Source organism: Paenibacillus sp. FSL R7-0189, from assembly GCF_037969925.1.
In the GTDB taxonomy this organism is placed as follows: Bacteria; Bacillota; Bacilli; order Paenibacillales; family Paenibacillaceae; genus Paenibacillus_AQ; species Paenibacillus_AQ odorifer.
The window spans coordinates 6,224,031-6,248,581 of sequence record NZ_CP150223.1; the positions used below are offsets into that span (position 1 = coordinate 6,224,031).

Annotated in this window: 29 protein-coding genes; 5 read left to right on the forward strand and 24 right to left on the reverse strand. The window is 40.7% G+C overall.

The genetic code is table 11. The features are described from left to right. Positions 1–19: 19 nt before the first annotated feature. The 5 genes from MKY63_RS27235 to MKY63_RS27255 form a co-directional block, all read right to left on the reverse strand. Positions 20–988, reverse strand: coding sequence for an ABC transporter permease subunit (locus MKY63_RS27235; RefSeq protein WP_076129315.1), 969 nt, complete (start codon positions 986–988; stop codon positions 20–22). Positions 989–1,232: 244 nt separating this feature from the next. Continuing rightward, entirely contained in the window at positions 1,233–2,453 is a 1,221-nt protein-coding gene (locus MKY63_RS27240; protein WP_339810572.1) for an FAD-dependent oxidoreductase, read from the reverse strand. 84 nt (positions 2,454–2,537) lie between these two features. Continuing rightward, the gene (locus MKY63_RS27245; RefSeq protein WP_232061338.1) at positions 2,538–3,098 is read right to left on the reverse strand and encodes a YeeE/YedE thiosulfate transporter family protein; all 561 of its coding nucleotides are present in this window, start codon (positions 3,096–3,098) and stop codon (positions 2,538–2,540) included. 22 nt (positions 3,099–3,120) lie between these two features. Then, positions 3,121–3,348: a sulfurtransferase TusA family protein gene (locus MKY63_RS27250; RefSeq protein WP_036678256.1), complete on the reverse strand. Its 228-nt coding sequence runs from the start codon at positions 3,346–3,348 to the stop codon at positions 3,121–3,123. A gap of 65 nt (positions 3,349–3,413) precedes the next feature. After that, complete coding sequence (locus MKY63_RS27255) at positions 3,414–4,103, reverse strand: YeeE/YedE thiosulfate transporter family protein (protein ID WP_036678259.1); 690 nt, start codon at positions 4,101–4,103, stop codon at positions 3,414–3,416. 173 nt (positions 4,104–4,276) lie between these two features. On the opposite strand from MKY63_RS27255, the gene MKY63_RS27260 reads away from it, so the two are divergent. Continuing rightward, positions 4,277–5,161, forward strand: coding sequence for a LysR family transcriptional regulator (locus tag MKY63_RS27260; protein ID WP_036678261.1), 885 nt, complete (start codon positions 4,277–4,279; stop codon positions 5,159–5,161). A 2-nt stretch (positions 5,162–5,163) separates the two neighbouring features. Here MKY63_RS27260 and MKY63_RS27265 read toward each other — a convergent pair whose 3' ends face one another. From MKY63_RS27265 to MKY63_RS27305, 9 genes are all read right to left on the reverse strand, one after another. After that, complete coding sequence (locus MKY63_RS27265) at positions 5,164–5,379, reverse strand: sulfurtransferase TusA family protein (RefSeq protein ID WP_076146126.1); 216 nt, start codon at positions 5,377–5,379, stop codon at positions 5,164–5,166. Between the two features lie 134 nt (positions 5,380–5,513). Then, positions 5,514–6,407: a PhzF family phenazine biosynthesis isomerase gene (locus tag MKY63_RS27270; RefSeq protein WP_339810578.1), complete on the reverse strand. Its 894-nt coding sequence runs from the start codon at positions 6,405–6,407 to the stop codon at positions 5,514–5,516. Between the two features lie 94 nt (positions 6,408–6,501). Continuing rightward, on the reverse strand, positions 6,502–7,545 hold the full coding sequence (locus MKY63_RS27275) for a serine hydrolase domain-containing protein (protein WP_036678270.1): 1,044 nt from the start codon (positions 7,543–7,545) through the stop codon (positions 6,502–6,504). Positions 7,546–7,548: 3 nt separating this feature from the next. Beyond that, positions 7,549–7,983, reverse strand: coding sequence for a hypothetical protein (locus tag MKY63_RS27280; RefSeq protein ID WP_176462545.1), 435 nt, complete (start codon positions 7,981–7,983; stop codon positions 7,549–7,551). A 166-nt stretch (positions 7,984–8,149) separates the two neighbouring features. Continuing rightward, a complete protein-coding gene (locus MKY63_RS27285) occupies positions 8,150–8,665 on the reverse strand; it encodes a TlpA disulfide reductase family protein (protein WP_051491011.1) in 516 nt (171 codons plus the stop codon). Positions 8,666–8,680: 15 nt separating this feature from the next. After that, positions 8,681–9,208, reverse strand: coding sequence for a ClbS/DfsB family four-helix bundle protein (locus MKY63_RS27290; protein WP_076141689.1), 528 nt, complete (start codon positions 9,206–9,208; stop codon positions 8,681–8,683). Positions 9,209–9,235: 27 nt separating this feature from the next. Continuing rightward, positions 9,236–9,742: a DUF2569 domain-containing protein gene (locus MKY63_RS27295; RefSeq protein WP_036678279.1), complete on the reverse strand. Its 507-nt coding sequence runs from the start codon at positions 9,740–9,742 to the stop codon at positions 9,236–9,238. Positions 9,743–9,773: 31 nt separating this feature from the next. Next, the gene (locus tag MKY63_RS27300) at positions 9,774–10,346 is read right to left on the reverse strand and encodes a DJ-1/PfpI family protein (protein ID WP_339810582.1); all 573 of its coding nucleotides are present in this window, start codon (positions 10,344–10,346) and stop codon (positions 9,774–9,776) included. Between the two features lie 17 nt (positions 10,347–10,363). Continuing rightward, a complete protein-coding gene (locus MKY63_RS27305) occupies positions 10,364–11,230 on the reverse strand; it encodes a S66 peptidase family protein (protein WP_076099342.1) in 867 nt (288 codons plus the stop codon). Between the two features lie 170 nt (positions 11,231–11,400). Between MKY63_RS27305 and MKY63_RS27310 the strand changes: the two genes are divergently transcribed. Beyond that, positions 11,401–11,895 (forward strand): hypothetical protein, encoded by a 495-nt coding sequence (locus tag MKY63_RS27310; protein ID WP_076105582.1) that lies wholly within the window; start codon positions 11,401–11,403, stop codon positions 11,893–11,895. A gap of 62 nt (positions 11,896–11,957) precedes the next feature. Here the strand turns inward: MKY63_RS27310 and MKY63_RS27315 are convergent, their stop codons facing one another. The 3 genes from MKY63_RS27315 to MKY63_RS27325 are packed head-to-tail and all read right to left on the reverse strand — an operon-like array spanning position 11,958 to position 14,410. Beyond that, entirely contained in the window at positions 11,958–12,431 is a 474-nt protein-coding gene (locus MKY63_RS27315) for a GNAT family N-acetyltransferase (RefSeq protein WP_036678422.1), read from the reverse strand. Between the two features lie 41 nt (positions 12,432–12,472). Next, positions 12,473–13,504 carry a Gfo/Idh/MocA family oxidoreductase gene (locus MKY63_RS27320; RefSeq protein ID WP_036678288.1) on the reverse strand — a complete coding sequence of 344 codons (1,032 nt, stop codon included), beginning with the start codon at positions 13,502–13,504 and terminating at the stop codon, positions 12,473–12,475. 18 nt (positions 13,505–13,522) lie between these two features. Continuing rightward, a complete protein-coding gene (locus MKY63_RS27325) occupies positions 13,523–14,410 on the reverse strand; it encodes a sugar phosphate isomerase/epimerase family protein (protein WP_038570709.1) in 888 nt (295 codons plus the stop codon). 122 nt (positions 14,411–14,532) lie between these two features. Here MKY63_RS27325 and MKY63_RS27330 point away from each other — a divergent pair, with 122 nt between their 5' ends. Both MKY63_RS27330 and MKY63_RS27335 read left to right on the forward strand, forming a co-directional pair. Continuing rightward, entirely contained in the window at positions 14,533–15,417 is an 885-nt protein-coding gene (locus tag MKY63_RS27330; RefSeq protein WP_076105579.1) for an AraC family transcriptional regulator, read from the forward strand. Between the two features lie 28 nt (positions 15,418–15,445). Beyond that, on the forward strand, positions 15,446–16,267 hold the full coding sequence (locus tag MKY63_RS27335; protein WP_339810586.1) for a DUF2785 domain-containing protein: 822 nt from the start codon (positions 15,446–15,448) through the stop codon (positions 16,265–16,267). A 90-nt stretch (positions 16,268–16,357) separates the two neighbouring features. On the opposite strand, the gene MKY63_RS27340 is transcribed toward MKY63_RS27335, so the two are convergent. The 7 genes from MKY63_RS27340 to MKY63_RS27370 form a co-directional block, all read right to left on the reverse strand. Continuing rightward, positions 16,358–17,152, reverse strand: a complete 795-nt coding sequence (locus MKY63_RS27340; RefSeq protein ID WP_076274419.1) for a hypothetical protein — start codon at positions 17,150–17,152, stop codon at positions 16,358–16,360. A 75-nt stretch (positions 17,153–17,227) separates the two neighbouring features. Continuing rightward, entirely contained in the window at positions 17,228–18,331 is a 1,104-nt protein-coding gene (locus MKY63_RS27345; RefSeq protein ID WP_076105576.1) for a Gfo/Idh/MocA family oxidoreductase, read from the reverse strand. A gap of 20 nt (positions 18,332–18,351) precedes the next feature. Beyond that, positions 18,352–19,074, reverse strand: a complete 723-nt coding sequence (locus tag MKY63_RS27350; protein WP_076105575.1) for a ThuA domain-containing protein — start codon at positions 19,072–19,074, stop codon at positions 18,352–18,354. A gap of 25 nt (positions 19,075–19,099) precedes the next feature. Then, a complete protein-coding gene (locus MKY63_RS27355) occupies positions 19,100–20,260 on the reverse strand; it encodes a Gfo/Idh/MocA family oxidoreductase (RefSeq protein WP_038570692.1) in 1,161 nt (386 codons plus the stop codon). Between the two features lie 10 nt (positions 20,261–20,270). After that, entirely contained in the window at positions 20,271–21,314 is a 1,044-nt protein-coding gene (locus MKY63_RS27360) for a LacI family DNA-binding transcriptional regulator (RefSeq protein WP_076296761.1), read from the reverse strand. Between the two features lie 188 nt (positions 21,315–21,502). Then, positions 21,503–22,252, reverse strand: a complete 750-nt coding sequence (locus MKY63_RS27365; RefSeq protein WP_076105574.1) for a sulfite exporter TauE/SafE family protein — start codon at positions 22,250–22,252, stop codon at positions 21,503–21,505. Between the two features lie 354 nt (positions 22,253–22,606). Beyond that, the gene (locus tag MKY63_RS27370) at positions 22,607–23,482 is read right to left on the reverse strand and encodes a LysR substrate-binding domain-containing protein (protein WP_038570683.1); all 876 of its coding nucleotides are present in this window, start codon (positions 23,480–23,482) and stop codon (positions 22,607–22,609) included. Between the two features lie 128 nt (positions 23,483–23,610). Between MKY63_RS27370 and MKY63_RS27375 the strand changes: the two genes are divergently transcribed. Next, complete coding sequence (locus MKY63_RS27375; RefSeq protein ID WP_076141704.1) at positions 23,611–24,504, forward strand: DMT family transporter; 894 nt, start codon at positions 23,611–23,613, stop codon at positions 24,502–24,504. Positions 24,505–24,551 lie beyond the last annotated feature (47 nt).

Consider the following 24,551-nt stretch of genomic DNA (forward strand, 5'->3'; position numbering starts at 1 on the left):
CCCTATATTGAGTAATTCATTACCACAAGCTGTTCCCTGCTCTTCTGGCAATGAAGTTGGCAAAGGTAAGTAATGTCACGCTGATCACGGCCTTGAACAATCCGATAGCAGTCGCATAGGAGTACCTGAAATTGTCTATACCGACACGTACAACATATACATCAACTGAATCTGACACTTCTCGTAGAGCTGGATTGGAAGCTAGGATCAAAATATCTTCGAATCCTGCATTCACCAGATTACCGATTGCCAAAATCATAAAGATGATTACAACTGGCATAATTGAAGGCAACGTAATCAAATATATCTGTTTAAACCGACTTGCACCATCCATCGAAGCCGCTTCGTATAAATGCGGGTCAATACCAGCAATGGCAGCTAAGTAGACGATAGAAGCAAATCCAATTTCTTTCCATACATTGGTTGTAACTAAAATGCCCCAGAAATATTCTGTCATGGAAAGGAAGTTGATCGGTTCATCAATGAATTTCAATTTCTCAAGCAGCATATTTATACTGCCGTTATCTACGGATAACATCGAGGTAACCATTGAGCCGATAACTACCCAAGATAAGAAGTGAGGCAAGTAAGTAACGGTCTGAATAACCCGTTTAAAGAACATCTTACGGACTTCGTTTAGCATTAACGCCAAAATAATCGGTGCAGGAAATCCAAAACAAAACTTCAGTAAGCTGATGATGATTGTATTTTTCATAACCACTTCAAATTCAGGAGCATTAAAGAAGTAAATAAAGTGCTTTAAGCCAACCCAGTCACTGCTAATAAAGCTATTCCCTAACTTGTAATCCTGGAATGCAATTAGAATCCCGTACATGGGGATATAGGCAAAAATAAAAACTAGAACAAGTGCTGGTAATACCATAAGCTGTAGATCTATTTGCTTAAAAAAGCGTCTGATCCCGCTAGTTCGTTGCTTGTTGAGATTCGGTCCGGATCTCTTGTCTGGTGCGACGCTTGCGTTCGCCATAGGTGAATCCTCCTTGTGATGATTTTGAAGATATGTACAGATAATTGATGTCCTTTCTCCCTCCGCTATAGTTGCAACATTTATAAAATAATCATAAGGTTTAAGCGCTTTCAAAAATATATGACAAAACAACTATTATTGATACTTTGACACTCTCTTGCATTAGCTCGTCTCATATTCCTTAAGCTTGAATAAAAAAAGACACATACAGAGATAACATCTGCATGTGTCTTTGACTTTCTCCTTAATTAGCAAGAGTACTCAGTATTTCTTCATTTATCTTTTCAGTAATTACTTTTTGGACCTTCCCATTATCCAGATAAACAATAGAAGGAACTGAATCTATTCCTAGCTTGGCGGCAAGTCCGGGTGACTTATATACATCTACCTTTGTGACCCTGACATCCGAATGGGATTGCTCAAATCCTTCAATTAGAGGCAATAACTCCCGACAGGAAGGATCTGTGGCATTCCATAAATAAACAACAGATGCTTTGCCTTGATTCAGAATTTGATGCTCATAAACCTCACATTCAGATATATACTTCTCTGCACCATACCCTGCAATGGCACCATCGCCAACAGCAGTAGCAACTTGTTTAAGAAACTTATCGCACACATCTCCTGCTGCAAAAACCCCAGGTATATTCGTTTCCATTTTCTCATTAATACGTACATATCCATTACGATTCAACTCTACTACACCTGATAAGATTTCTGTGTTCGGGGTGTATCCAATAAATAAGAAACATGAATCGACCTTTACGTTTTGCAGTTCATTAGCTTTTAAATTTTTCAGGACGACGGAATTTAAACGTTCCTCACCTTCGAAAGAACTCACCACCGTATTCCACATGAATTCCATTTTAGGGTTTTCTAGTGCCTGCGTTTTGGCAATTTCATTACAATCCATTTTCCCATGATCATGCATGACAGATACGATCACTTTATCTGCAAACTTAGTCAGAAACATCCCTTCCTCAATAGCTGCATCACCACTGCCAACGACCATAACTGTTTTCCCCGTATTTGCCGCAGCGTCACAGGTTGCACAGAAGGAAATCCCTTTATCATATAAGAACATATCTTCATTAGCTGCACCTGTAATTCTTGGTTTTCCTCCACTGGCTATGATAATGACTTTACACTCATATCGAACCCGAAAGGTCTCCACTACTTTAATGTCTTCTGCTACCGAGACAGATTTGACATCTGTCATTTTGAAATCAACACCAAATTTTTTGGCTTGTTTATGAAATAATCCCATAAGGTCTGTTCCGGTCGTTCCTTCAGGAAAACCAGGATAATTTTCTATTTCATTAGTATAAGTCGCAAGACCGCCTACCAGCGATTTTTCCAAAAGGAGTGTCTTCAATTTTGCTCGTCCACAATAGATCCCTGCTGTTAATCCAGCAGCCCCGCCACCGATAATGACGACATCATACTGTTCTGTCTTCTTTTCCATTTCAATTGTCCCTCCTGTGTAGATTTTGGTTTCAATAAAATAGGCTGACTCTCGTCAGCACTATAAGCTCAGCCTATTTCACTTTTACATAAAGAATTTGGCTAATAATTTACTGCCTATAAATGCACCAACCAGCAGGAACAATCCAAAAATCCAGCCTGAAAGCGATAAAGAAGCTATAGCCGTAAATAATGCACCTATATTACATCCATTAGCCAGTCTAGCTCCGTACCCCATGAGCAACCCACCAAGTACAGCTGCCACTACCTGCTTTTTGGACTTAATTTTCTTAAGCTTGAACTCGGAAGCAAACAATGTCGCTGCTAATGCACCTAAGATAATCCCTACATTTCGAATGGACCCACCATCATTTAAAAATCCGGAAGATAATGTTTTTTGAGCTTTCTCCGTACTAAAGTAAGCCCAGTTATCTACATTTCCTCCTACCAGTCGATACGCCCAAGCTCCCCAGTCCGCGAAGGCGCTGGTTACTCCCCATCCTTTTGAGAAAACAGCCAGATGTGCTGTAGCGAACACAGCCAGAAGTACAGCTCCAGTTACATAAGTAAACGGTTCTTTGAGCAATTGCTTGTAAAAGCGGTTAGACGATATCTTCAACCAGAATTCGTTCACCGTTTCATTCACCGTCCTTTCCTACTCAGCGATCCTATTTTACCTTCTCAATAACAACTTCCCACTCGCCATCATCGACCTCTTCGATTTCCACATTATGTCCCTGTTTTCTCGCCCATTCTGGTACGTTTTTCATTGCGCAACTATGATCAATAGCAACAACTAAAACGTCTCCAACATTTAGTTCAGTCATCTTCTTTTCTGTTCTCATTAACGGTACCGGACAAGCTTCTCCCATGCAATCAAGTGTAAATTCAGCCATCTTAAAAACCACCTTTATATTTTTTTGAAATACCAATAGTGAAAATATTCACGTAATAACTTATACTAATCTGCGCTTCCCATCTTTTTCTCTTGCCATTTAACTGCAGCGATGTACAACAGAAGAATGATCAGGAACTGAACAACTAGTGCTCCAAGCCAACCAAAGACGTCTGGTAAAAATACTGTTGGTGCATCCTTTATAACGTTAGCTCTCCACCAACCCATATCATGTGATCCCCAAAGTGAACCAATGATAAAAAATACAAGCGACAGCATCTGCATTGTGAACCCTTCACCTACACGCATCAATGTACCCGAAGCGCAACCACCTGCAATAACCATGCCAATTCCAAATAATACAGCGCCAATTATCAAAGCAAAACTGATTTGACCCACATTGTCCATCCCAGGAATCGGTTTACCTTCCAGGAACGCTGGATACTTAATGGCTGTAAATCCGATCGTAGCGAGAGAAAATGCTATCAGTACAGCTCTTGTTACCGATGTGCTGCCTGTAATACATGGATCTCTAAGTGATGCAGTAAAGCAGAATCGTGATCTTTGCAAAATAACGCCAAACGAAATACCGAAAAGCAGGTAGACAACCATTTTATCGTGGGAATGGTCTAGGAAAAAACCAAACCCAATAATGAGAACTGTAACCAGCAACGCGATGGGCAACTGACTCTTTTTAGGTTTTCTAGGAGCTCTGGTTCGGGTTGATTTCGTTTCGGGACTTACGGTTTGCCCCATATTCTAACACCTCCATCGTTTTATGTAATTGACTATGTGAAAATAGTAACATACTTATTCGAGCTGTGGTTATCTGCTTTCTTTATGCTGTATAAGTGTTACTAATGGCACAGATGGAGCGTAATCAAGTATGCTATAGTGTGCACTAACAGCGGGCAACAGGAGGAATAAGTATGAATATGGAAACGCTTAAATTATTTTTAGATATTGCTTCGTTAAAAAGTATATCTAAAGCCGCTCAGAAATCTCATATCACCCAATCCGCACTTAGTCAGCAGTTGAAATCCTGGGAGAATACCCTGGGTTCTGAGCTTTTTGTGAGAAGTAATAAAGGGGCCAGCCTTACAGAAGCAGGGATTATAGCGGAGAAGTATGCGGAGCAAATCTGTAAATTATATGATGATATGGTCACAGAAATCAATCATTTACAGCCAACACAACATGAGCTGTCTATTTATGCGATTCCAGAAGTCTGTAATTATGCCCTGCCCTGTACCTTATATGAGGTAAAAAAACATTTTCCCAATTGCCATATCACTCTAAACGAAGGGGCATCGTCACTAGTAGAGGAACGTTTGCTTCTTGAAGAAGGTGATGTTGGCTTTATTTCCGGGCCTTCCCCGAAATCTGAATTATGCTCCAATATGGTGTTTTCTGATCAAGTTATGTTAGTGGCAAGCAGTACGACTGTATGTCCTGATAAAATCACACTGAATGAGCTCCCTAAATATCCTTTAATCTGGTCCTCACAGCTTCATTGTGTGCAAAGGGCTTTGAACAACATATCTGCAGGGGAGCTTAAATTAAATATACTGTTTAATCTGGACTCCATTGAGGCGGTAAAGCTTGCTGCCATTAGAGGACATGGTGTCGCCTTTCTCCCTTATATGTCCATAAAAAAAGAGTTGTATAGTAAACAACTCAAGATCATTCATATTGATCAGTTCCAGGTAAATAACGATGTCTACATGGTAAAAAAACACAATCAGCGTTGTGACAATGATACGAAACAATTAATTCGTTATATAGAAAAGACATTGATTGATACATTATGTTGAACTTATAGCTCAATCGTAATCTCCCATACCCCATTAATGACTTCTTGAATGGAACATTTTAGATTTGAACCACGACAGTAATCCGTGATAGAAACTTTCGCGCAGCTATGATCAGTAACCAGCATCACTTTTTTGCCATTTTGAATGGCTTTTTGATGTTTTTTTAACATCATTACTGGTACTGGGCAGATTTCTCCCAGACAATCAATTTCAATCATGAGGTTACCTCCATTCCATAGATCATTAAAGTTCTAATAATGACCCAGCATTATTTTCTTCACAAAAGGAGTTGATGTAACTCTTCTAACTGGGTATCACTAAGACTCCGTACACTCCAAGTGAGTATATTTTATCATTTCCCTAAATCTACCTCCCCCACAAACACCGCAGTTCCAGAAATAAACACATCCATTCTATCAGAATCTAGTCGGTACACTTCTACATTTACTTTCCCATCTCTACCGATTTCTTGTCCTTGTTCTACATCAAATTGGATTGAGTCCATGTGCGGATTAATATATTTTAAATAATAAGCCCCCATAACTCCCGATGCTGTACCTGTTACTGGATCTTCAACGGTTCCCGAAAAAGGCGATGAGAAATGTCTGGCGTGCATTAAAGCGTGCGGATCAAGCGTGTGGAGTGAAAATGGGTGTATCGATGCTTTTGGAAGCTGCGTTAAAATCTCCGGAAACAACTCATTTATCGGTTTCATTTTATTAAAGCTATCTATACTCTTAATTGGAACTAATAGAGTCCATGCGCCAGTACAGCCATAAACAATCGGCATATCCTCATCAAATTCGTCAACTGTTAAGCCTAAAGCATGGGCAAGCTTCCCTCTATCACCGTCAAATTCAATAAACTCGGGATGATCTTGCTTCATTTTTATTAGTAAGTGATTATTGTTGTCCATACTGAATTGAATGGGGAGCACACCCACGTTTGTTTCGATCTTTACCGAGCTTGCCTCTCCAAGGATACCCTTTGTTTTTAAAGCAAATAAAGAAGCCATAGTTGCATGCCCACAAAGATTGATCTCATGGCCTGGCGTAAAATACTTAAGCCTTAAATCAGCTACATCCGATGAGACTACAAAAACTGTTTCATTAAAACCGACCTTATGAGCTATCGATTGCATGTCACTTTCGCTCAAATGAGCCGCATCTAATACTACACCAGCTGGATTTCCTTTGTTCGGATAAGGAGAAAACGCATCATAATGAAGCACTTTGATGTTGTTCACTGGTACGTCTCCTTTATTAAAGATTTATGAAGGTTGGATGACTGAGTATAATAATTCAGCAGTGAATATCCTAACTCTTGGCGTTCACTATTTTTTATTTCATCATCATAGCAAGTTTCATTGATAGCCTAATGGGGAGTGCAGGATTACCCATCTGGTTTAGATCCCCCACAATGAATAAATTTTTAATAGGATAAAAAAAGGCAAACGAACCTGTTGAACCGGAGTGCCCTAGTAACTCACCTTTCCCCATGTAAAGCGTGGACAAGCCATCCAAAGGAATTCTCATATAGCCGCTGCTATAGTAAATAGGTCCCATCGATAATTGAAGTTTATTAGAAGCCGATAGCATCTTAAACAACTCATTTTTAAATAGCATCCCACCAAAGAAAGCTTTGATAAATATCATTAATTCACGAGCTGTGGTGATACATCCTCCACTCGCACGACAACTCCTAATAAATTTGGAACGGTTAATTGATTTATTTTGATAAAAGATATTCGGTACAAAATCGTTGTCACCTTCAGGGAGATATGTACTTACGAGTGACAGGGGATCAAATATGAACCGCTTATAGACTTCTGCTAATGTTGACTGCTCTACCTTCTCAATGATTTCACCTAGTAAATCAAAATTTATATCCGCATAATATGCTTTTCGTTTGGTACGAGGCATAAAATGAGGCTTCAATTTTTTAATTAATGCAATCTGTTCCTCGAAGGTAATATAATAATCCTCCTTAATCGCACGACGCTTGTCATTCTCTTTTCCTTCTTCAAATACATCTGGCAAGCCACTAACCTGAAACAATAAATCGGATATTGTCAGGTCAAACGAATAATCATTACCACCAAAGACATGAAGACCACTTAACACAGCGTTATCAAAATACTGTGTAACCTTGTCATCCAACGACAGTTTACCTCGCTCTTGTAGGGCCAAAATACAGGTGGTGGTAAACAGCTTGGTGATGCTGGCCATTAGCAAAGGTGAGTCTATATTCTTCTCCCCATATCCAATATTATAGGAGTAGTCGCCATCTGTATTCTCAATGTATAGGACGCCTTCGTGAATGTGACGTGAGCTTATCGTTTTTTTGAAGGCTTGTTCTATCTTTTGTGATGTATTAGTTGTCATAGATCATCCTTTCCTCCGCTTCATTATCCAAATAATTAATAAGACAATAACCGATGTTCCCAATAAGAAATACATCCAAATCGTTTTTTCAACCAATTCATCATTGGGATAATGGCCTTTATTATAAGCTTTTACAAAGATACCCTCTTGGGTCTTAATAGCAATAAAATCTTTTGGATCGGTATTGATAATTGAATAGTAGGGCGTACCTTTAGGATAAATATTCGAGAAATTCCCCCTGTACGTTCCTTCCTCATCGGAATATTTAGTTACATGCCCTATCTTCTTATCGATTTCTTCCGAGGGGATGAGTTCATCATCTGATATTTCGTAGATGTCACCTGAATAAACAACAAACGAACCGGCCCAATCCGCGGAGACCGCATGTAATGGCGATAAAGCAATTATAGCTAGAATTACAATAATGAATTTCTTCATCTCAACCTCCTAGCTTGGATTCGATTGGTCTTTTAAATCTTCGAAGAACTCAGTAACTCTCTCCCTCGATTGTTCGAAATCGTTCAAAAGTATCGTTGTTGTGAGAAGCAAAAATGAAAGAAATGCGAAGATGATTATGGGTTTCTTTGATTTCATATATCTCACACTAATCATAGTTTTTAATGAAAATCTTAAACGAGCTCTCAATTGCGTCAAAATCAGTCGAGCCAATAATTTGATCCATAACCTTGCCATCAGAGTTTATAAAAAACAACGCAGGAAAAGCTTGTTCACCAAATTGTTTATGGAGATCACCTGTTTCATCTAGGAGAACGGGATACTTAATGTTGTAATTCGCCACGTATTGTTCTACATCAGAAAGATCATCTTGATAAAGCAAATTGATTCCGTATATGTTCACTCTATTTTTATATTTCTCATACAATGAGACAATCTTAGGAGCGTCGTCATTACAATATGGACACCATGAGGTGAAAAATACGAATACAGTGGGTTTCTTCGAGAAGTCCACTTGTATTTTGTTTCCATTCGCCAACTCTTTTAGTTCAATGTTCTCAGGACTTTTAATGGGTTTTGCAGAGTTGTTTACCACGACAAATATAATCGAGCTTAATGCAATCAAAAATATAAATGTACTTACAATAATAGATATTTTCTTCAAAAATAATCCGTCCTTTTATACTTCCTTAGTTACATTAAGTTTTTTCCATTTGCGAATCTTAGAACGAAAAGTCTTAAACGGTGCTACTGAATTAATATGAATCCATTTGACCATAGGCCATCTTGGATTGTTTCCTGTCCATTTCCGCACGCCTTGCGTAAAAAGTTCTTCATCACTTAAAGAATCAATCCAGTTCTGCCACTGATGTTCTGTCTCTTGAAATAAAGATCTTAACTCGTCTAATGAGTAGGCAGCATATGTATGATAAAACGATTGATATAATCCGCCAAGTTGATTCCATTTATAATCCGGTGAAGGTGTAATAACGGTTAACCCTGCTTTTTCATCCTTATCCCATTTCATAACAAGATTCAACCAGCCCAATTGATAAGCAATGATTTCTGCTGGGGTTCGATCAACCCCTTCCATACGATTGTCTCTTTGGGAGTTCTCAATGCCGTCAAATTCTTGATCAAGAGACTGATAGGCAATATGAATCGCATCTTTCAATTCTTCTTTTGATAGATAATCGGTTGACATCATACCCCTCCTTTAAATCACTTTATTAAATTACTTTACAAATGTATTATGTACTCGCTCTGATTTCAATAAATATGCAGTCCAAATTGCACAAGTAAACGCTGACCTAATGATCCTTTTGAGTGAATCTCCATTTCCAAGTTCTCTGGCAAGAGGAATTTGATAAAGTAGTACAACATCAATGATTCCTACTACAGGGATTGCAATATAGAAAATAATCAATAACCGTGGTAAAAATGCTTTTTTTCTGTAGAAATTAATTAGAATATATACACTAAACGCTAATATAGCTATATTGAAAGTGGTTTCAAAAACAATTATAAATCCCCACAAGGGATGATAGAAATCCGAACCTTTAGAAGTAAAAGCAGTCCAGATATCGGCATCAAATGCTGTAAAAGAATCCTGAAAAAGCTGCATCAACTGAATGATAATCGTCCCATAAAGACCGATTTGTACAAGAATCAACCATCCCCCAAGTCCTGATATCCCTAATGGTTTATAATCATTTTTCTTTTCGTTTAAATTAGTTTCCACGTCAACTCTCCCTGTTTATCATCTATCACTGCTATTTATCCATAATATCCTTAAACAATTGTTCTTTTTCTTCATCTAGATCCTGATAAATCCCTAAATAATCAAAGATTTCAAATGAAAAATCAACAAAAGCACGGCCTTTAGCAGTAATGATATGTTCATCTCTAACTACTCTCTTATCAACATAATTGTCTCTTGGAAATGGATCCTCTACATTAAGTTTACTGATTCTTTCTACTGAACACGAAGTAGTGAATTTACAATGGTCTAAAATGCCCGCTCGTCCTAAATACTGTGGTCCATGACATATGGCTGCCAGCATCTTCTCTTCTCGATCAAGATGGTTTATCAGATCAGTTAAATCCTGTTTTTGATTTACAATCGGACCTCCGGGAATAATTAGCCCTTCAATATCATTAAGCTTAACTGCTTCTTTGAGGACCAAATCAGGTTGATAAGTCAGACCAGATTCGCTAACTACAGATTCATAACTGTATCCTACGGATAACACTTCTTTTTTTCCAACATTTCTAATCTTATGTAGTGCCAAGGTAATCTCAAAATCCGCAAAATCATCAGATATGAAGCAAAGAATTTTGCCCATCGCACACTCCACCTTTTTTACAAAGTGATTTTATCGCCCACAACAATACACTTACTGTTACTGCCATGCCCAATCTCAGCTGTCTTTATGATAGGAGTGGAGGTGGAATGGCTAATTTCCTTCACATACGCTTCTACTATCGGAAATTCATTAAAGTTCTCTAGTTCTGAAAATGACCCTAGAATCAATCCAGCACAAGCATCAAAATATTTCAATTGCTGGAGCTGAGCAAAAAAGGAGACTATTTTGTTAGCTCTGCCACTTAAACTCTCCAACAATAATATTTTGTCCGAAGGATCCGGAAAATAGCTTGTCCCTGCCAGCTTCAAAAAGCAGCGAATATTCCCTCCGATTACTATCCCGCTCATCTGGTTACCACGGACCCAATGATACCGGAAATCGTAAAGATCGTTTTGCCCCTCGAAGAATGTTCGATAAAAAGCCCTCTGCTGCTCTGCCCCATCAGAAGACACTAAATTCATCAACTGATAATGATAGGATTTCGAATTATTTTGCGTAAATAAAGCGTTCAAAATAACTGACAAATCACTCATTCCAAAAAAGGGTTTGGGGTTCATACGGATACTTTCGTAGTCTATGTACTCTAAGATTTGGTTGGCAGAATCCCCACCTGAAATATCGAATATTGCGCTAATTTCAGTATTTTTAAATAGTTGATTCAGCTCCGCTGCCCTTTCCTTTGGATTTCCACTGGAATAACCATCTTTTCTAAACAAAGTATTAGCCACCTCTACATGGAGTCCAAATGAATGCAAAACTTTTTTTAATTCCTCTACTTTAGGTAAGTTCTCTACTCTCACACCATCTGAACAAGCAATCAGTCCTACTTTATTCCCGTGTGTGAATTTTAAGGATGTGTTCATTTTAATAATCCTTTCGATTCTACTTTTTAGTTTAATCACCGCAAATTTACGATCATATTTACACCATACCATATTTAGGGAGTTGAATCATTTTCTTCTTGAAATTATGAAACCACAACATGGTAATATAAGTATAATAATGCAAGATCAAATACATTGGGGGTGTACTAATGCGTAAATCACCGTTGATATTGAGTATGATATTATTATCTCTTGCGTTAATTATCGGATGTAGTTCAGAGGTAGATGATGCCACTAAAGCCGCAGAGAAATATAAAAATGTAGAATATACCGTCAAGGCTTCTGAGGATTTAATGTCTGATGAATCCATTCTTGCGCGAAATGAAGAGATGAAACCGTATTTTACAGAATACTTTACTGAAAAGGCTATAGCGAGCCGAATTACAACTATCCCAATTAAAATCGCTGATAAACAAAAGCTTTCTTTAAAACCGGAAAACCTAAAATTTAACCTTTCCGAACAAAAAAAAGATATTATCGAGTTAAAATATACGGTGGATCTTGTCTTATTGGATAAGGATGACAAAGAAAGTAAACGTGTGCCTTTGGAAGGTATATTGACTCTCTTTGATGTGGACGGTAAATGGTTAGTGCAAGGGGATCGATTTGATACTGTAGCATTAATGAACTTGATTGATGGGTGAATTTGAATATCCTTCTTATCACAAAAAGCAGACTGCTCTAATGAGCAACCTGCTTTTTTGAATTACATTATTTTTTTACTCATCCTATAATTGACCAACAGAACACCTTTTCGTTCTACACTTTGTTTCGCAATAAGCTGGTATCCCCGTCGTTCAAAAAAAGGTTTAGCAGTGATGCTTGCTTCGGCATCCATTTCATAAAGACCCAGTTCTTTCGCTTTCAATTCAAGCTTACTCACCAATGCAGAGGCTATACCTAGTCCTTGGTAATCTTTGTGAACATATAATCGATCCAAATGTCCCTCTGCTGTCATATCAGAAAAGCCCACAATAATATTATCAATTTCGGCTACATAAGTGATATTTTGACGCAAAGAAGCTCTCCAAGTATTATGCTTAAGTACCTCTTCCTCTTTAGGTGCCCAAGCATCTAGCTGTTCCTGTGAATAGTCTTGTTTGTTTACGGAATGAACTGTTTCGTAGAACAATGAGACAATTTGACTAATATCCGATTCTCGGTAAGCTCTAATATCCATTTTGATCTCCTTGCTGGCGATTGTAGTAACAGAAGTCAATCTCAGAACTCCACTAGATCGATTTTCCGGCCAGATTCAGCACTTTCCAGCGCTCCGAACACCATTGCCATACTATACCGATTATCTCTACAATTCGTCTCTGCAGGACGTTGCTCTGCCAATGACAAGAACATCTCATCCAAACACCCGTGATGGAATGTTTTATTCATCTCAACATTATCTCCATTTATACGCTTTACGTCACGAATGAACTTATCGCTCTGATCTCCTGCAGTAACTACCTCAGCATATGGCAGCTCATGACCATCCCAGATTGCTGTTCCTTTCTCCCCGTTAACCCGCCAAGAAGCTTCCCATGACGTGGATGCACCTTCTGCACACCAAGATCCCTGATAGGTAAATATTGAACCGTCGGACATCTCGAAAATGCACACTGCCGACGCATTCCCCTCATACCATGAACCGGGAGGATTAAACTCCTGACAGTATACGGACACAGGGTTCGCGCCACTAATAAACCGGGCCTGGTCGAAGGTATGAATTGCCATATCCAACAGCAGCGGACTTTTCATAACATCACGGAATCCCCCGAAATGGGCCCCAAGGAAAAAGCTTGCACCGATAAATCCTGTTCTTCCGATGGTTCCTGATTCTATGATTTTTCTTAAAGAACGAATTCGAGGATCATAACGGCGGTTCTGCATCACAGCATGAGCATTTCCAGTCCGTTCCGAGATCTCAACAATCTTATTACATTCCTCCATAGTCTCAGCTAACGGTTTCTCACTAAACACATTACACCCAAGTTCCAATGCAGTACTAGAAATATTGAAATGACTTCCGGGAACGGTAACGTCAAAGACGAGATTTGCTGCGGTCTCCTGAATTGCCTGCTTAATATCCGTAAACGTCAGACATGAAATCCCATGCTTCGCAGCCATCGCCTCAGCCGACTCCAACCTTATATCTACTAGAGCAACGATCTTAGTATCTGGACGCAATAAAGCGTATTCAATCCATGCGTTAGCCATTCCTCCGCAACCTGCAACCGCTACACGGTACTGTGCTGTCATATTTCTCCCCCTGACTTATTAAAGCGGATTAGGCACAAAGCTGCCCCCGCGGCATTGTTTTAAATAATTCAAGGCATGTACTTGACCCATCATTTCCAGCTCATCCCGATAGACAGGATCATGCCAACCTTCAATATCAATGGTACCTTTATAACCAGCCTGACGCAAAATGGAAATAACATCCGTCCAGTTCGTATCACCAAAACCCGGAGTACGGTGCCATACATAAGGTTTTGGGCCGTGGATTCCATATTCTTTTACAATATCCCAAGCGATGGTGGCATCCTTGCCGTGTACATGGAAGATCTTATCTGTCCATTTGCGCAGCTGTGGAATCGGATCAATCAGCTGCACCATCTGATGGCAGGGCTCCCATTCAAGTCCCATATTGTCAGCAGGTACAGCGTTAAACATCTTTTCCCAGGCTATTGGATGATGAGCGATATTCCAGTCCCCTGAAGTCCAATTGCCATCCATGGAACAGTTCTCGAAGGCAATTCGTACCCCGCGATCTGCTGCTCTTTTTGTCAGCTCACCAAATACCTCGGTAAACTTCGGAATCGATTCATCAATGGACACTCCTGGTAGTCGTCCCGTGAACCCTGATACCATATCAGTACCAAATACATGAGCATGATCAATAAGCCGTTCCCAGCTCGCTAATGCATCGGAATTGTCACCAGTATTCGTCAAAGGATTGCCAAAGATGCCAACCGATGAAATCACAAAATCATGTTTTGCCGCAAGTTCTTGCACACGCTTACCAGTTTCCACAAGATCTGTTTCACCTGTAGTCTGCCAGAAGGTTAAGCTAAAAGATTCGAAGCCATGACCTACGATTTGCGGAATCACTCTAACAGCATCTCCGCCACCAACTAATGTGCCTATACGCATTGTATCCTTCATCTTGTGTACCACTCCAATATTGGTTTATAGTAAGTTCTATAACCCGAGTATATACTGCATTTAAGCTTAAAACTCTTATTATATTGTGTTTATATAGTCGTATATTGTGGGAGTTGAATAAATTGAGCTATCCTAATGATCTTAAAGAATACCCTCAATTAGAAGGAAGCACCTATCCGTTTCGATTGTTTTTTAATGAATGCAGACATGCGAAAATCGGCCAGAACATCCTTTTTCTACACTGGCATGAGCATTTCGAAATCATTATCATGCAAGCAGGCAGCGCCATTTTCCACATTGACAGCAAGCCCTACGAACTGCATCCCGGAGAGGTTTTGTTTGTTCCTTCTGGAGGTTTGCACGTTGGATATAGTCTGCGGGATGATCATGTCCGATTTATATCCGTCGTATTTCATAGTTCTTTATTTAAAGATTGGAAGCAAGATCCTCAACATGAGCAGTTCGTAGCTCCCTATTTGGAAAATCGATATCAGCTACCAGTTAAACCAGCAGCACTAGTTCCAACCTGTTCTACTTATTACTCTCTTCTAGACACTATCGTGGATGAAGTGCATCAGAAAGGTCCTGCATTTCAGCTAATCATCAAAAATCAACTTCATCTGCTTTTTGTATTGCTCTCCCGTACCTTTTTGCCTGAGCGGGTTTCTGGCAGAACAAATGAACGTCATTCCTTCAATCGTGAGCGTTTTAAGCCACTGCTGGAGTATATGGAGAACCACTTTGATGAGAAAATGACTATTGAAAGCGCCGCGAGATCCGTTAATCTAAATCCATACCATTTCTGCAAAACCTTTAAGAAGCTCACCGGCCGAACCTTCATCGATTATGTTAATCTTTGCCGCGTAAATGAAGCAGAACGACTGCTGCTGGAGACAGATTTTACTGTAACGGAGATTGCTGGACGAGTGGGCTGCGACAATCCTAATTATTTTACCAAGCTGTTTAAGCAATATAAAGGAACTACACCATCCGGTATTAGAAAATAATTCACACTGGAAAATAGGAGCATGTAAAATGAATTTAAAAGAAACGCTGATATGCATAAAAGAAAATGATTACCAAGCACCTCCCGATACAATCCAGTTGGTACAAGAAATGATAAATAACATTGGTTCTTTAGATGCCCAACTACGGGATGAGCTAATTTATACAACCTTATCACATTGGATCCCAGGTAATGCTCTAACTACAAACGAACTGGAGCAACTTATACCCGTTATCTTGGATAAAAACCATTTGCATTTTAAGCTTGGCGAAACCAATGCAGACTCTGTCTTTACCAGATCTTTCTCTATGCTAGTCATCCCACTCCTCTTCATGAGGCATAAAGAATCACCATTTCTCTCAAGAGAGCAAATTCATCAGATAAAGGAGAAGGTATTTTGCAGTGTGCAAAATGAGCGCGATTACCGGGGGTATGACGAAGAAAAAGGCTGGGCTCATGCCATAGCCCATGCAGCAGATACTTTAGATGAATTGGCTCAATGTTCCGAACTGGATAAAAATGACCTTATAACTATCCTCGATTTGGTTCACGAAAAGATGACCATAACAGATCGAATATACTCCGATGGGGAAGATGAGCGAATGGTAAGACCCATAATTAGTGTTTTAGATAGAAAAATACTTAGTCAGACTTATGTAGAGCAATGGATTCGAAGTTTTGGTGATGTGGAGAAAAATCAAGAATTTCTTCCTGCCTTTAAACAAAAAAATAATATAAAGAACTTTTTGAAAAGTTTATATTTTCGAGTTAAGTATTACAAAGTAGATGCCAATCTCTGTCCAACAATCGAGCATACATTATACAAAGTAGAAAAAGTATACTATTCCTAATTAAGAAAAAGTGAGGGTTAGAGCACCCTCACTTTCCATCTACTGTTCAAATGCGTGGAGAACTTGCTACCTGTTGACGGGTCTATTAGATTATTCAGTAACTGCTAGCTCCATTCTCCGCACACTCGCAAGCGCGGGAAAAGATTCCAGCACCATCCCTGTATTCCATAACTTAACCTGCTGTCCAACCTGCAAATCCTTAAAGCTGATGGTCTCTCCAGCTTCATTAAACATTTCAGATTTCGCATTGAATGTGAACCAGTAAGATGGATCTTCGTTTCCAGGTTCAAGGATTAGTATCCGCTTTGCCTGTTTAGTGTCGATCTCAACGATTGTACCCACTACATGTGGATCACCTATTTCTGAAATATCATAGGTCAACATCTCTGGATCGATCCACTTTTCAATTTCAAGCTTGGCTGCTTCCGCATCATCAGACGGAATGGTAATAGTTACTTTATTACCAATCGTATCTACACCAGAGCCGTAGAGATTCAGCTTCTGGTAGAGTTCTTGTTCATGCAACAATTCTTGAGCAGCTAATAACTCTTGCATTGTATATTTCACATCATGAAGCTCATAAGTACCTGCAGTGAAAGCCTGAGCAAAGCTCTGCTCAATCTCCGAGTTCAAACCTACAATATTAATATGAACCTTGTTATCTTGCAGATAAATATCTCCGTTAGGAATCTTCTGAGCAGATAAGAAAGTCTTAACCTCGCCTGGATCATCCATTGCAGAGTTCTTAGAAGCTAGAATTTGTGGTTCTGAACTAATTACAGGAGTAGGAACCGGCTCCTTATTCGCTTGTTGAGCCTCTGAACAGCCACTGATTAACAAAATAACAACGGGAATCCATATCCAACCAATAATTATCTTACGCATCCTATTAACACCTCCACTCTTCATCTTCTCAAACGAAGACCGGAAGTGATAGGTTGCAGATTCAGGAAGAATTCTCTAATCCAAAGTGTAAGGAGCAAGACCGATTGGAAGTGCCGCAGGACGAGTGCAGGTGCTTTCCATTTCGTAGAATGAATGAGCATCAGAAGAATCATGGAAAGCCCACATTGCTTCTAATACGTGATAAGCCAGTTCTCCACTGGCACGATGCCCTCTACCCGTTCGAATGGCGTAAGCCATATCTGCTGGTCCAATCCCGCGGGTATTCTGATCATACCCTGACAACAACGGCTGTTCCGTCCACTCATTCTCACCCATAAGCCGGAGTTTCACGGGACCCCCAAAGTTATTCGGGTCTGGAACTTGAATCGTTCCTAGCGTTCCGTAGATTTCTATATGCGGCAGGTTGCTCCCGCCAAAGATATCAAAGCTTGTAATCAACGTTGCAATGGCACCATTTTCAAATCGTAAGGTTCCGGCTACGTGAGTTGGAATTTGAACAGGAATTTTTTTCCCAAATTTCTTCTCGCTTGTAATCGTACGTTCTTCCAGCGCTTTCCCAGTCATTCCGCTAACCGTATGAATAGGACCCAGCAGCTGCACCAAAGCCGTCAAATAGTAAGGACCCATATCGAACATTGGACCTCCACCAGCGGCATAATAAAATTCCGGATCTGGATGCCAATGCTCATGTCCACGGCCCAGCATAAACGAAGTAGCTGCAACAGGTTCGCCAATTACTCCTTCATCTATCAGCTTCAAAACCGTTTGAATTCCCGCTCCGAAGAACGTCTCCGGTGCACTGCCCACAAGTACTCCCTTTTCCCGCGCCGCAGTCAGAACTTTGCGTCCTTCTTCTCTCGTCACAGCTAGAGGTTTCTCAACGTATACATGTTTACCCGCTTCAATAGCTTTCAGGCATACTTCCGCATGAACAGCTGGTATCGTTAAGTTGATTACGATTTCTATCTCTGGATCATTCAGTAATTGTTCTGTGGTATAGACGTTTGGAATATTGTATTTATCCGCTTGTTCTTGTGCTCTCACCAAATCTAAATCCGCACATGCAACTAGATCAAGGATCTCGAACTTTTGACAGTTCTCCATATAGATACTACTGATTTTACCGCATCCAATAATACCAACTTTGACTTTATCCATTCGCTGATCGCTCCCAGAATTTATTGACTGTCTGCCATTCCACTATAGCTATTACTAACCTCCATAACATTGGACAATGCCTGCGCTTTACCTTCAGCTGCCCATATTAATCCTCTGCGCATCATTTCACGCACTTGCGGCTGATCTACAATGTCCGCATGATGCCCGAGTGAATTATAATAAACTCTGCCCAAGCCCCAACGTTTTGTCCAAGCTACTGGCATATCAACAGCCTTATTATACGAATGAGGCCCTTCAACTACTGGAAAACGAGTCGTAGCAAGAACTTCAACAGCTGGATCTACATGCAGATAATATTGCTCTGAGCAAATGCTGAAATCTTCTAATCCTTCTACCAGAGGACTTGAGCTTTGACAAATCTCTACGGTATAGTTAACGCCGTCATTACCAGGATGAGCTACCCATTGTCCACCCGTCATAAACTGCCAATCTACATTATTACGAAAAGAATCACACATCCCGCCATGGCAACCGGCAAGACCTGTTCCATGTTGTACAGCTGCGGAGACATTATTCACAAGTTCCTGCTCGATTGTGCCCATTGTCCATACCGGCACGATCAAATCTAGTCCAAGAAGCTTATCTGCATCAGCAAAAGCCTCCAGTGTATTCGATACTTCAACTTCAAACTGTTCCTCTTGCAACATTTTAGCGATTATATCAGCTACCTGCTCAGGCTCATGACCATCCCAACCGCCCCATACAATCAATGCTTTTCTCATCTTCAGCACTCCTTCTAAGGTTAGATTACATTTCGGATAAATCGACCCAACGGCGTTCATCAATAGAACGTTCTACAGCCTCTAACACCGCTTGGCATTTCACTCCATCATTGAAATTTGGTTCTGGCTGACGACCTTCTTCAATTGCGTTAGAAAGCTCCAGCATTTCGTGAATAAACGTATGTTCAAAACCAATCGTATGACCAGGCGGCCACCAAGCCTCTGCATACTCATGAGCAGGATCGGTCGCCAGCACACGACGAAAACCTTGTACATCCTCGGCATCCGAGGTCAAATAAACTTCTAATTCATTCATACGTTCGAAGTCGAATTTCACACTACCAAGACTCCCATTGATCTCAAAAGAATTGGTAGAGCGATGACCCGCTGCGAATCTTGTAGCTTCAAAGCTGCCCAGAGCACCATTATCAAAACGGGCTAAAAACAAGGTGGCATCGTCGACGGTAACCTTACCCTTGGGTGCATCTTTATCTCCTTTAGCGCTTAAACCAGTCATTTCAGCGGCAAGCGGACGCTCTTTTATGAAGGTCTCGCTCATACCGATTACTTCCTTCATATCGCCTACTAAGAAATGAGCCAAATCTATAAGATGCGCCCCCAAATCTCCATGCGAACCTGAACCGGCGATATCCTTCTGCAGTCTCCATACTAAAGGGAAATCCGGATCTATTATCCAATCTTGTAGAAACCAAGCCCGAAAATGATAAATCTTTCCCAGACGCCCACTCTCTATGAGCTTCTTAGCCAGTCGAACTGCCGGAGAAAAGCGATAATTAAAACCAACCATATGTGTAACTCCCGCGTCTTCAGCAGCTTGCAGCATTTCACGGGAATCTGCCAAGGTCAGCGCAAGTGGTTTTTCACAAAAAATATGTTTACCTGCTTTGGCTGCTGCCAAAGCTATCTCCTTGTGCGCGTTGCTGGGAGCATTAATATCTATAAGATCAATATCCTCTCGAGCGATCAGATCCTTCCAATCCGTAACACAATCCGCCCAGCCTAACTGCGATGCAGCTTCTTCAAGCGCTTCACTATTACGTCCACAGATTACAGACATTTCCGGTTTAAGCGCTTTCGGGAAAAACATAGGTAAACTGCGATAAGCATTACTGTGGGCTTTACCCATAAATTTATAACCGATCATTCCAATGCGAAGCTGTTTCATCTTATTCCTCCTAAGTGTTGATAGATTTAGATGAAGCTCGTATAACTAGTTCTGTCGGTAATTTGATCTGTACGGCTGGTGCGGGTATTTCTGCCAGATTGTTTCCCAGCAATTCAATGATTTGGGCTGCGGCAAGTTCACCTAGTTCGTAAAAGGGAACCCGCACACTGCTTAATGCAGGTGTGGTAAGCTCCGCAGCTTCCGAATCATCATAACCCACAATAGCTGGCAGGCGATCCCTTGGTATTCCTAGCTCCTGCAGCCCTTGCTGCAAACCAATGGCCATCCGATCATTGGCGACCATAATCGCATCAATCTCATCCAGCAGAGGCAACATTTCTTTGGCAGCTATAATCCCGCTTTTCCGGCTGAAGTTACCTTCGAACAAAAGTGAAGAATCTACAGAAAGATTCACCTCTGCCAAAGCGCGGGCATACCCCGTTAGACGATCTCGGCTGTTGGAATAAGATTCAGGCCCATTTAGAAAAGCAATCCTCGTAAAACCTTGTTCCAGTAAGTGTTTAGCCGCTTGCCAGCTTCCTTCGACATGATCGGCATCCACCTCGTGAAAAGCTTCCCCTGCAAAATGCTGATTAATCAGACAAAAAGGATGGTTTTCTTCCTTCAAACGGCGGAGTGAGGCTAGCTCACCTGGCTCTTCTTTAGCGCCAAGCACAATGCAAGCATCGATCTTCCGCATCTTAAACAACCCGCTATAATCCATTGGCTCTTCGGCATTCCGAAACAGCATTAACAGATCATAACCCTCTTCTCGCGCCTTGCTCCCTATTCCACTTAATATTTCCGAAAAATAATAAGTGGAGAACAAGCGGGCTTTCGGCAAATAAGGCATCACTACACCCAAGTTCCCGCTCCGTCTACGTGCAAAGCTCTGAGCGAGTGAACTAGGGGTATAGCCTAGCTTCAGAGCAGCTGCCAACACACGTTCCTTCGTTTCTTCCTTAATCGGGCCAACGTTATTTAACACGCGAGATACTGTGGCTTCTGACACACCTGCAAGCTCGGCAACCTCTTTACGGCTGGCGATATAAATTCCTCCTTCTCATAGGTTATGAACAGTGACATTTAGCCTCGTTCAATACACTATTCGAAAACGCATTCATTTAATGTACGCGCGTACATTTTCTCATGAACAAGGCTCTTCGTCAACCCTAAGATTGGATAAATTTAAAAGACGTTCATATACACTAAGGAGAAGAACGTCTTTCTATTTCTTTTCAACTATCCGCGAGGTACTAGCAATAGGACACCAAGTAAAATGATAATCAGAAATAAGTAACTCTCAAATTTCTTAGCAGGAATACGTTTATTCACATATACACCAAGCACTGTAGCTAAGATAATTGCTGGAATAGAATATCCATAAAGAACAAGAGCATCCGTAGTCCACAATCCCCCGATAGCATGACCAGTTACAACAAGTACACCAGAAATAAGAAAATGAGCTTGCAACGTACCCCGAAAGCGATCAGGATTCCACTGTCGTAAAGTACCATAGATCACGACCGGGACACCATTAAAGTTATAAGCACCGCCAAGTACACCCGAAGCGAATCCGAAGGGATACACCCAGCCTTTTGCCTTAAGCAAGGGATGATCGATCGTCTTAACTATTCTCTTCTTAATCACTGAATAAACTCCATAAACAATCAAAAATATACCAAGTCCAGTCATAATTACACTTGCAGGTGCTAAATAAAGCATGACTAGTCCTACAGGAATTCCTATCACTGTTGAGAGTGCTAATCGAATCAGAATAGGTCGTTCTATATGCCGCCACCCACTCACAACTGTAAGTGAGGCAACCGTGAGGCCTGCCAATCCAATCAAAGAAACTGAGGTATGTATAGGAATCGGGAGCAGTGCAAGCAGTGGCATGCTCACAATCGCTTCACCAAAACCAAACATGGTTCTCATCAAGGCACCTATAAATACTGCTACTACGACTAGTGTAATTATTGTAACGCTCAATCGTATAATCCTCCTCCTAATCTCATCCATCCGTAATTGTGTCTAAAATCATCACATAGACAGATCATCTGGAATACATTTCTTTTTCCCACTCTTCTAATTATAACATATCATTCGCTAAAAAACAGATATCTATAGAGAACAAACGTGCATTTTAACATCCCTAAAATCCATCCAAACGCCGTTACAACTACACAATAATGGAGATATACATATAGTTAACGAAAACCCCTTAAAATCGATTACAGGGGCCCGTATGTATTTCCCTTTATCTAAAAAACAACTAAGTATCTAAAAAAACTGATTCCCCTAACGTTGAAGAGGTATCAGTTTCTTATTTTTTGACGTATTTATTTAGGCGTTATCTTTCAGCCACACTTGCACATGCTTTAGAAATTTTTTGGTGACGGGAGAAGCGTATTTCATAGAGTGGACAGCAATTCCTAACGATCTGAAACTTCGTTCCTCTAATTCTAACATGGCTACATTATAATTTTGCCGGGTTAAGACAAGCTCTGGCAAAATACTAATCCCAAGCCCCTTCTCCACCATAGACATAATGGCATAGTCATCACCCGCAGAGAATTTAACATTTGGTTTAATCCCCGCCTTATCCAGCACACGTCTAACATCATAATCCGAACCTGCTTTCGGGATAATGAAATCCTCCTTAGCAATTTGCGATAAGGAAAGAAAGGGCTCCGTGCTTAGCGGATTCTCTTTAGATACAATCCCTAACATCCGGTCTTTTTTTAAAGGAATTACATCAAACTTCTCACGTGTAGGCAGTGAAATAAAACCGCAGTCTACGACTCCAGCCTCTATCCATTGCTCAACCTCCAAATAACCGCCTTCCATCAGCTTGATTTCTATATAAGGGTATTCACTGCGAAATTGCTTAATCATCCCTGGCAGCCAATGCACAGACACACTGGTGAACGTACCGATGGTAATCGTGCCAATCTCTAGCCCGTGGATGTCCGCTACCTCCTGCTTCAATTTCTCGTTCCACTTCAAGATTTCACGGATAGGCTGCAGAACTTGTTCTCCGTTTACCGTCAATTTCACACCGGATCTATTTCTAATTAATAACGCGAACCCAAACTCCATCTCCAAGCTGCTAATGGTGTGACTAATTCCGGATTGCGTAAAACCCAGTACATCTGCTGCTTTTGTTAAGCTGCCTAGCTCCACAACTTTCAGAAAAATCTCATATTTATTAATGCTCAACCTCTGTTCCCACCCTTATAAATTGCATAAGTTTTACTCATGTATTCTATGATAAACATTCAGTTACCTTATGTATAGAGCCGTATTATACTATATTGAGTTGAAAATGAAGAAGGATGGATGAAGAGATGAAACCGCTCAAAGCTGAGCTGCTGCTGTTAGTTGTAACATTATTTTGGGGCTCCTCCTACATATTTATGAAAATGGGGTTAGGTACGTTAGGCGAATTCAATCTGATTGCACTGCGCTTCGGACTTGCTTTTATATTAGCCGTTATGATATTCCACAAACGATTAAGACGAGTAGACATCAAAACATTAAAATATGGCGCCCTACTCGGATTCCTCCTGCTCGGCGTATTCACATGTATAACCTTCGGACTTCAAACAACCACCACCTCAAACGCAGGATTTCTAGTTGCGTTGACGGTTATTTTTGTACCGATCTTGGATCGAGTTATTTTCAAAAAAAGAGTTGCACCTCCACAAGTGTTCGGCTCCATCCTCGCCATAGCCGGGATTGGACTCCTTACCTTAAATGCAACCTTAACTATTCAGCCGGGTGATTTCCTGTGTATCCTTTCGGCAGTGTTCTATGCGGTACAGATCTTATTTACAGGCAAGGCGGTAAAAGAATGTGATTCCCTGAATATCGGAATCTTGCAGTTAGGATTTGCCGGAGGGTTGGCCTTAGTGTTGTCCGCACTCTTCGAGACACCTGCGCTACCGTCTACTTTGCCAGGTTGGACTGCAATTCTTGCGCTTGGTATCTTATGCAGTGCCTGTGGCTTCATCCTGCAACCTATTGCTCAAAAATATACTTCACCGACCCGCACCGGACTAATCTTCTCCCTTGAGCCGGTCTTCGCTGCGATGTTTGGTTATTGGTTCGCTGCTGAGAAGTTATCGATGCAGGGTTATGCTGGCGCAGCGCTTGTTCTGCTCGGAATCGTGGCTTCTGAATTGCTTGGTAAAGCAACACTCCCCGCATCGTGGGCTCAGAAGAAACCAGAGCATTTATAACAATAAAGGCGTCGTTCAACTATACAAGCTGAACGACGCCTTTTCTA

What these genes read in the sequence shown, in the direction of transcription:
- MKY63_RS27235 (WP_076129315.1), bottom strand. Translation starts at nt 988, where the DNA reads ATGGCGAACGCAAGCGTCGCACCAGACAAGAGATCCGGACCGAATCTC.
- MKY63_RS27240 (WP_339810572.1), bottom strand. Translation starts at nt 2,453, where the DNA reads ATGGAAAAGAAGACAGAACAGTATGATGTCGTCATTATCGGTGGCGGG.
- MKY63_RS27250 (WP_036678256.1), bottom strand. Translation starts at nt 3,348, where the DNA reads ATGGCTGAATTTACACTTGATTGCATGGGAGAAGCTTGTCCGGTACCG.
- MKY63_RS27255 (WP_036678259.1), bottom strand. Translation starts at nt 4,103, where the DNA reads ATGGGGCAAACCGTAAGTCCCGAAACGAAATCAACCCGAACCAGAGCT.
- MKY63_RS27260 (WP_036678261.1), top strand. Translation starts at nt 4,277, where the DNA reads ATGAATATGGAAACGCTTAAATTATTTTTAGATATTGCTTCGTTAAAA.
- MKY63_RS27265 (WP_076146126.1), bottom strand. Translation starts at nt 5,379, where the DNA reads ATGATTGAAATTGATTGTCTGGGAGAAATCTGCCCAGTACCAGTAATG.
- MKY63_RS27275 (WP_036678270.1), bottom strand. Translation starts at nt 7,545, where the DNA reads ATGACAACTAATACATCACAAAAGATAGAACAAGCCTTCAAAAAAACG.
- MKY63_RS27280 (WP_176462545.1), bottom strand. Translation starts at nt 7,983, where the DNA reads ATGAAGAAATTCATTATTGTAATTCTAGCTATAATTGCTTTATCGCCA.
- MKY63_RS27290 (WP_076141689.1), bottom strand. Translation starts at nt 9,208, where the DNA reads ATGATGTCAACCGATTATCTATCAAAAGAAGAATTGAAAGATGCGATT.
- MKY63_RS27300 (WP_339810582.1), bottom strand. Translation starts at nt 10,346, where the DNA reads ATGGGCAAAATTCTTTGCTTCATATCTGATGATTTTGCGGATTTTGAG.
- MKY63_RS27305 (WP_076099342.1), bottom strand. Translation starts at nt 11,230, where the DNA reads ATGAACACATCCTTAAAATTCACACACGGGAATAAAGTAGGACTGATT.
- MKY63_RS27310 (WP_076105582.1), top strand. Translation starts at nt 11,401, where the DNA reads ATGCGTAAATCACCGTTGATATTGAGTATGATATTATTATCTCTTGCG.
- MKY63_RS27315 (WP_036678422.1), bottom strand. Translation starts at nt 12,431, where the DNA reads ATGGATATTAGAGCTTACCGAGAATCGGATATTAGTCAAATTGTCTCA.
- MKY63_RS27320 (WP_036678288.1), bottom strand. Translation starts at nt 13,504, where the DNA reads ATGACAGCACAGTACCGTGTAGCGGTTGCAGGTTGCGGAGGAATGGCT.
- MKY63_RS27325 (WP_038570709.1), bottom strand. Translation starts at nt 14,410, where the DNA reads ATGAAGGATACAATGCGTATAGGCACATTAGTTGGTGGCGGAGATGCT.
- MKY63_RS27335 (WP_339810586.1), top strand. Translation starts at nt 15,446, where the DNA reads ATGAATTTAAAAGAAACGCTGATATGCATAAAAGAAAATGATTACCAA.
- MKY63_RS27340 (WP_076274419.1), bottom strand. Translation starts at nt 17,152, where the DNA reads ATGCGTAAGATAATTATTGGTTGGATATGGATTCCCGTTGTTATTTTG.
- MKY63_RS27345 (WP_076105576.1), bottom strand. Translation starts at nt 18,331, where the DNA reads ATGGATAAAGTCAAAGTTGGTATTATTGGATGCGGTAAAATCAGTAGT.
- MKY63_RS27350 (WP_076105575.1), bottom strand. Translation starts at nt 19,074, where the DNA reads ATGAGAAAAGCATTGATTGTATGGGGCGGTTGGGATGGTCATGAGCCT.
- MKY63_RS27355 (WP_038570692.1), bottom strand. Translation starts at nt 20,260, where the DNA reads ATGAAACAGCTTCGCATTGGAATGATCGGTTATAAATTTATGGGTAAA.
- MKY63_RS27375 (WP_076141704.1), top strand. Translation starts at nt 23,611, where the DNA reads ATGAAACCGCTCAAAGCTGAGCTGCTGCTGTTAGTTGTAACATTATTT.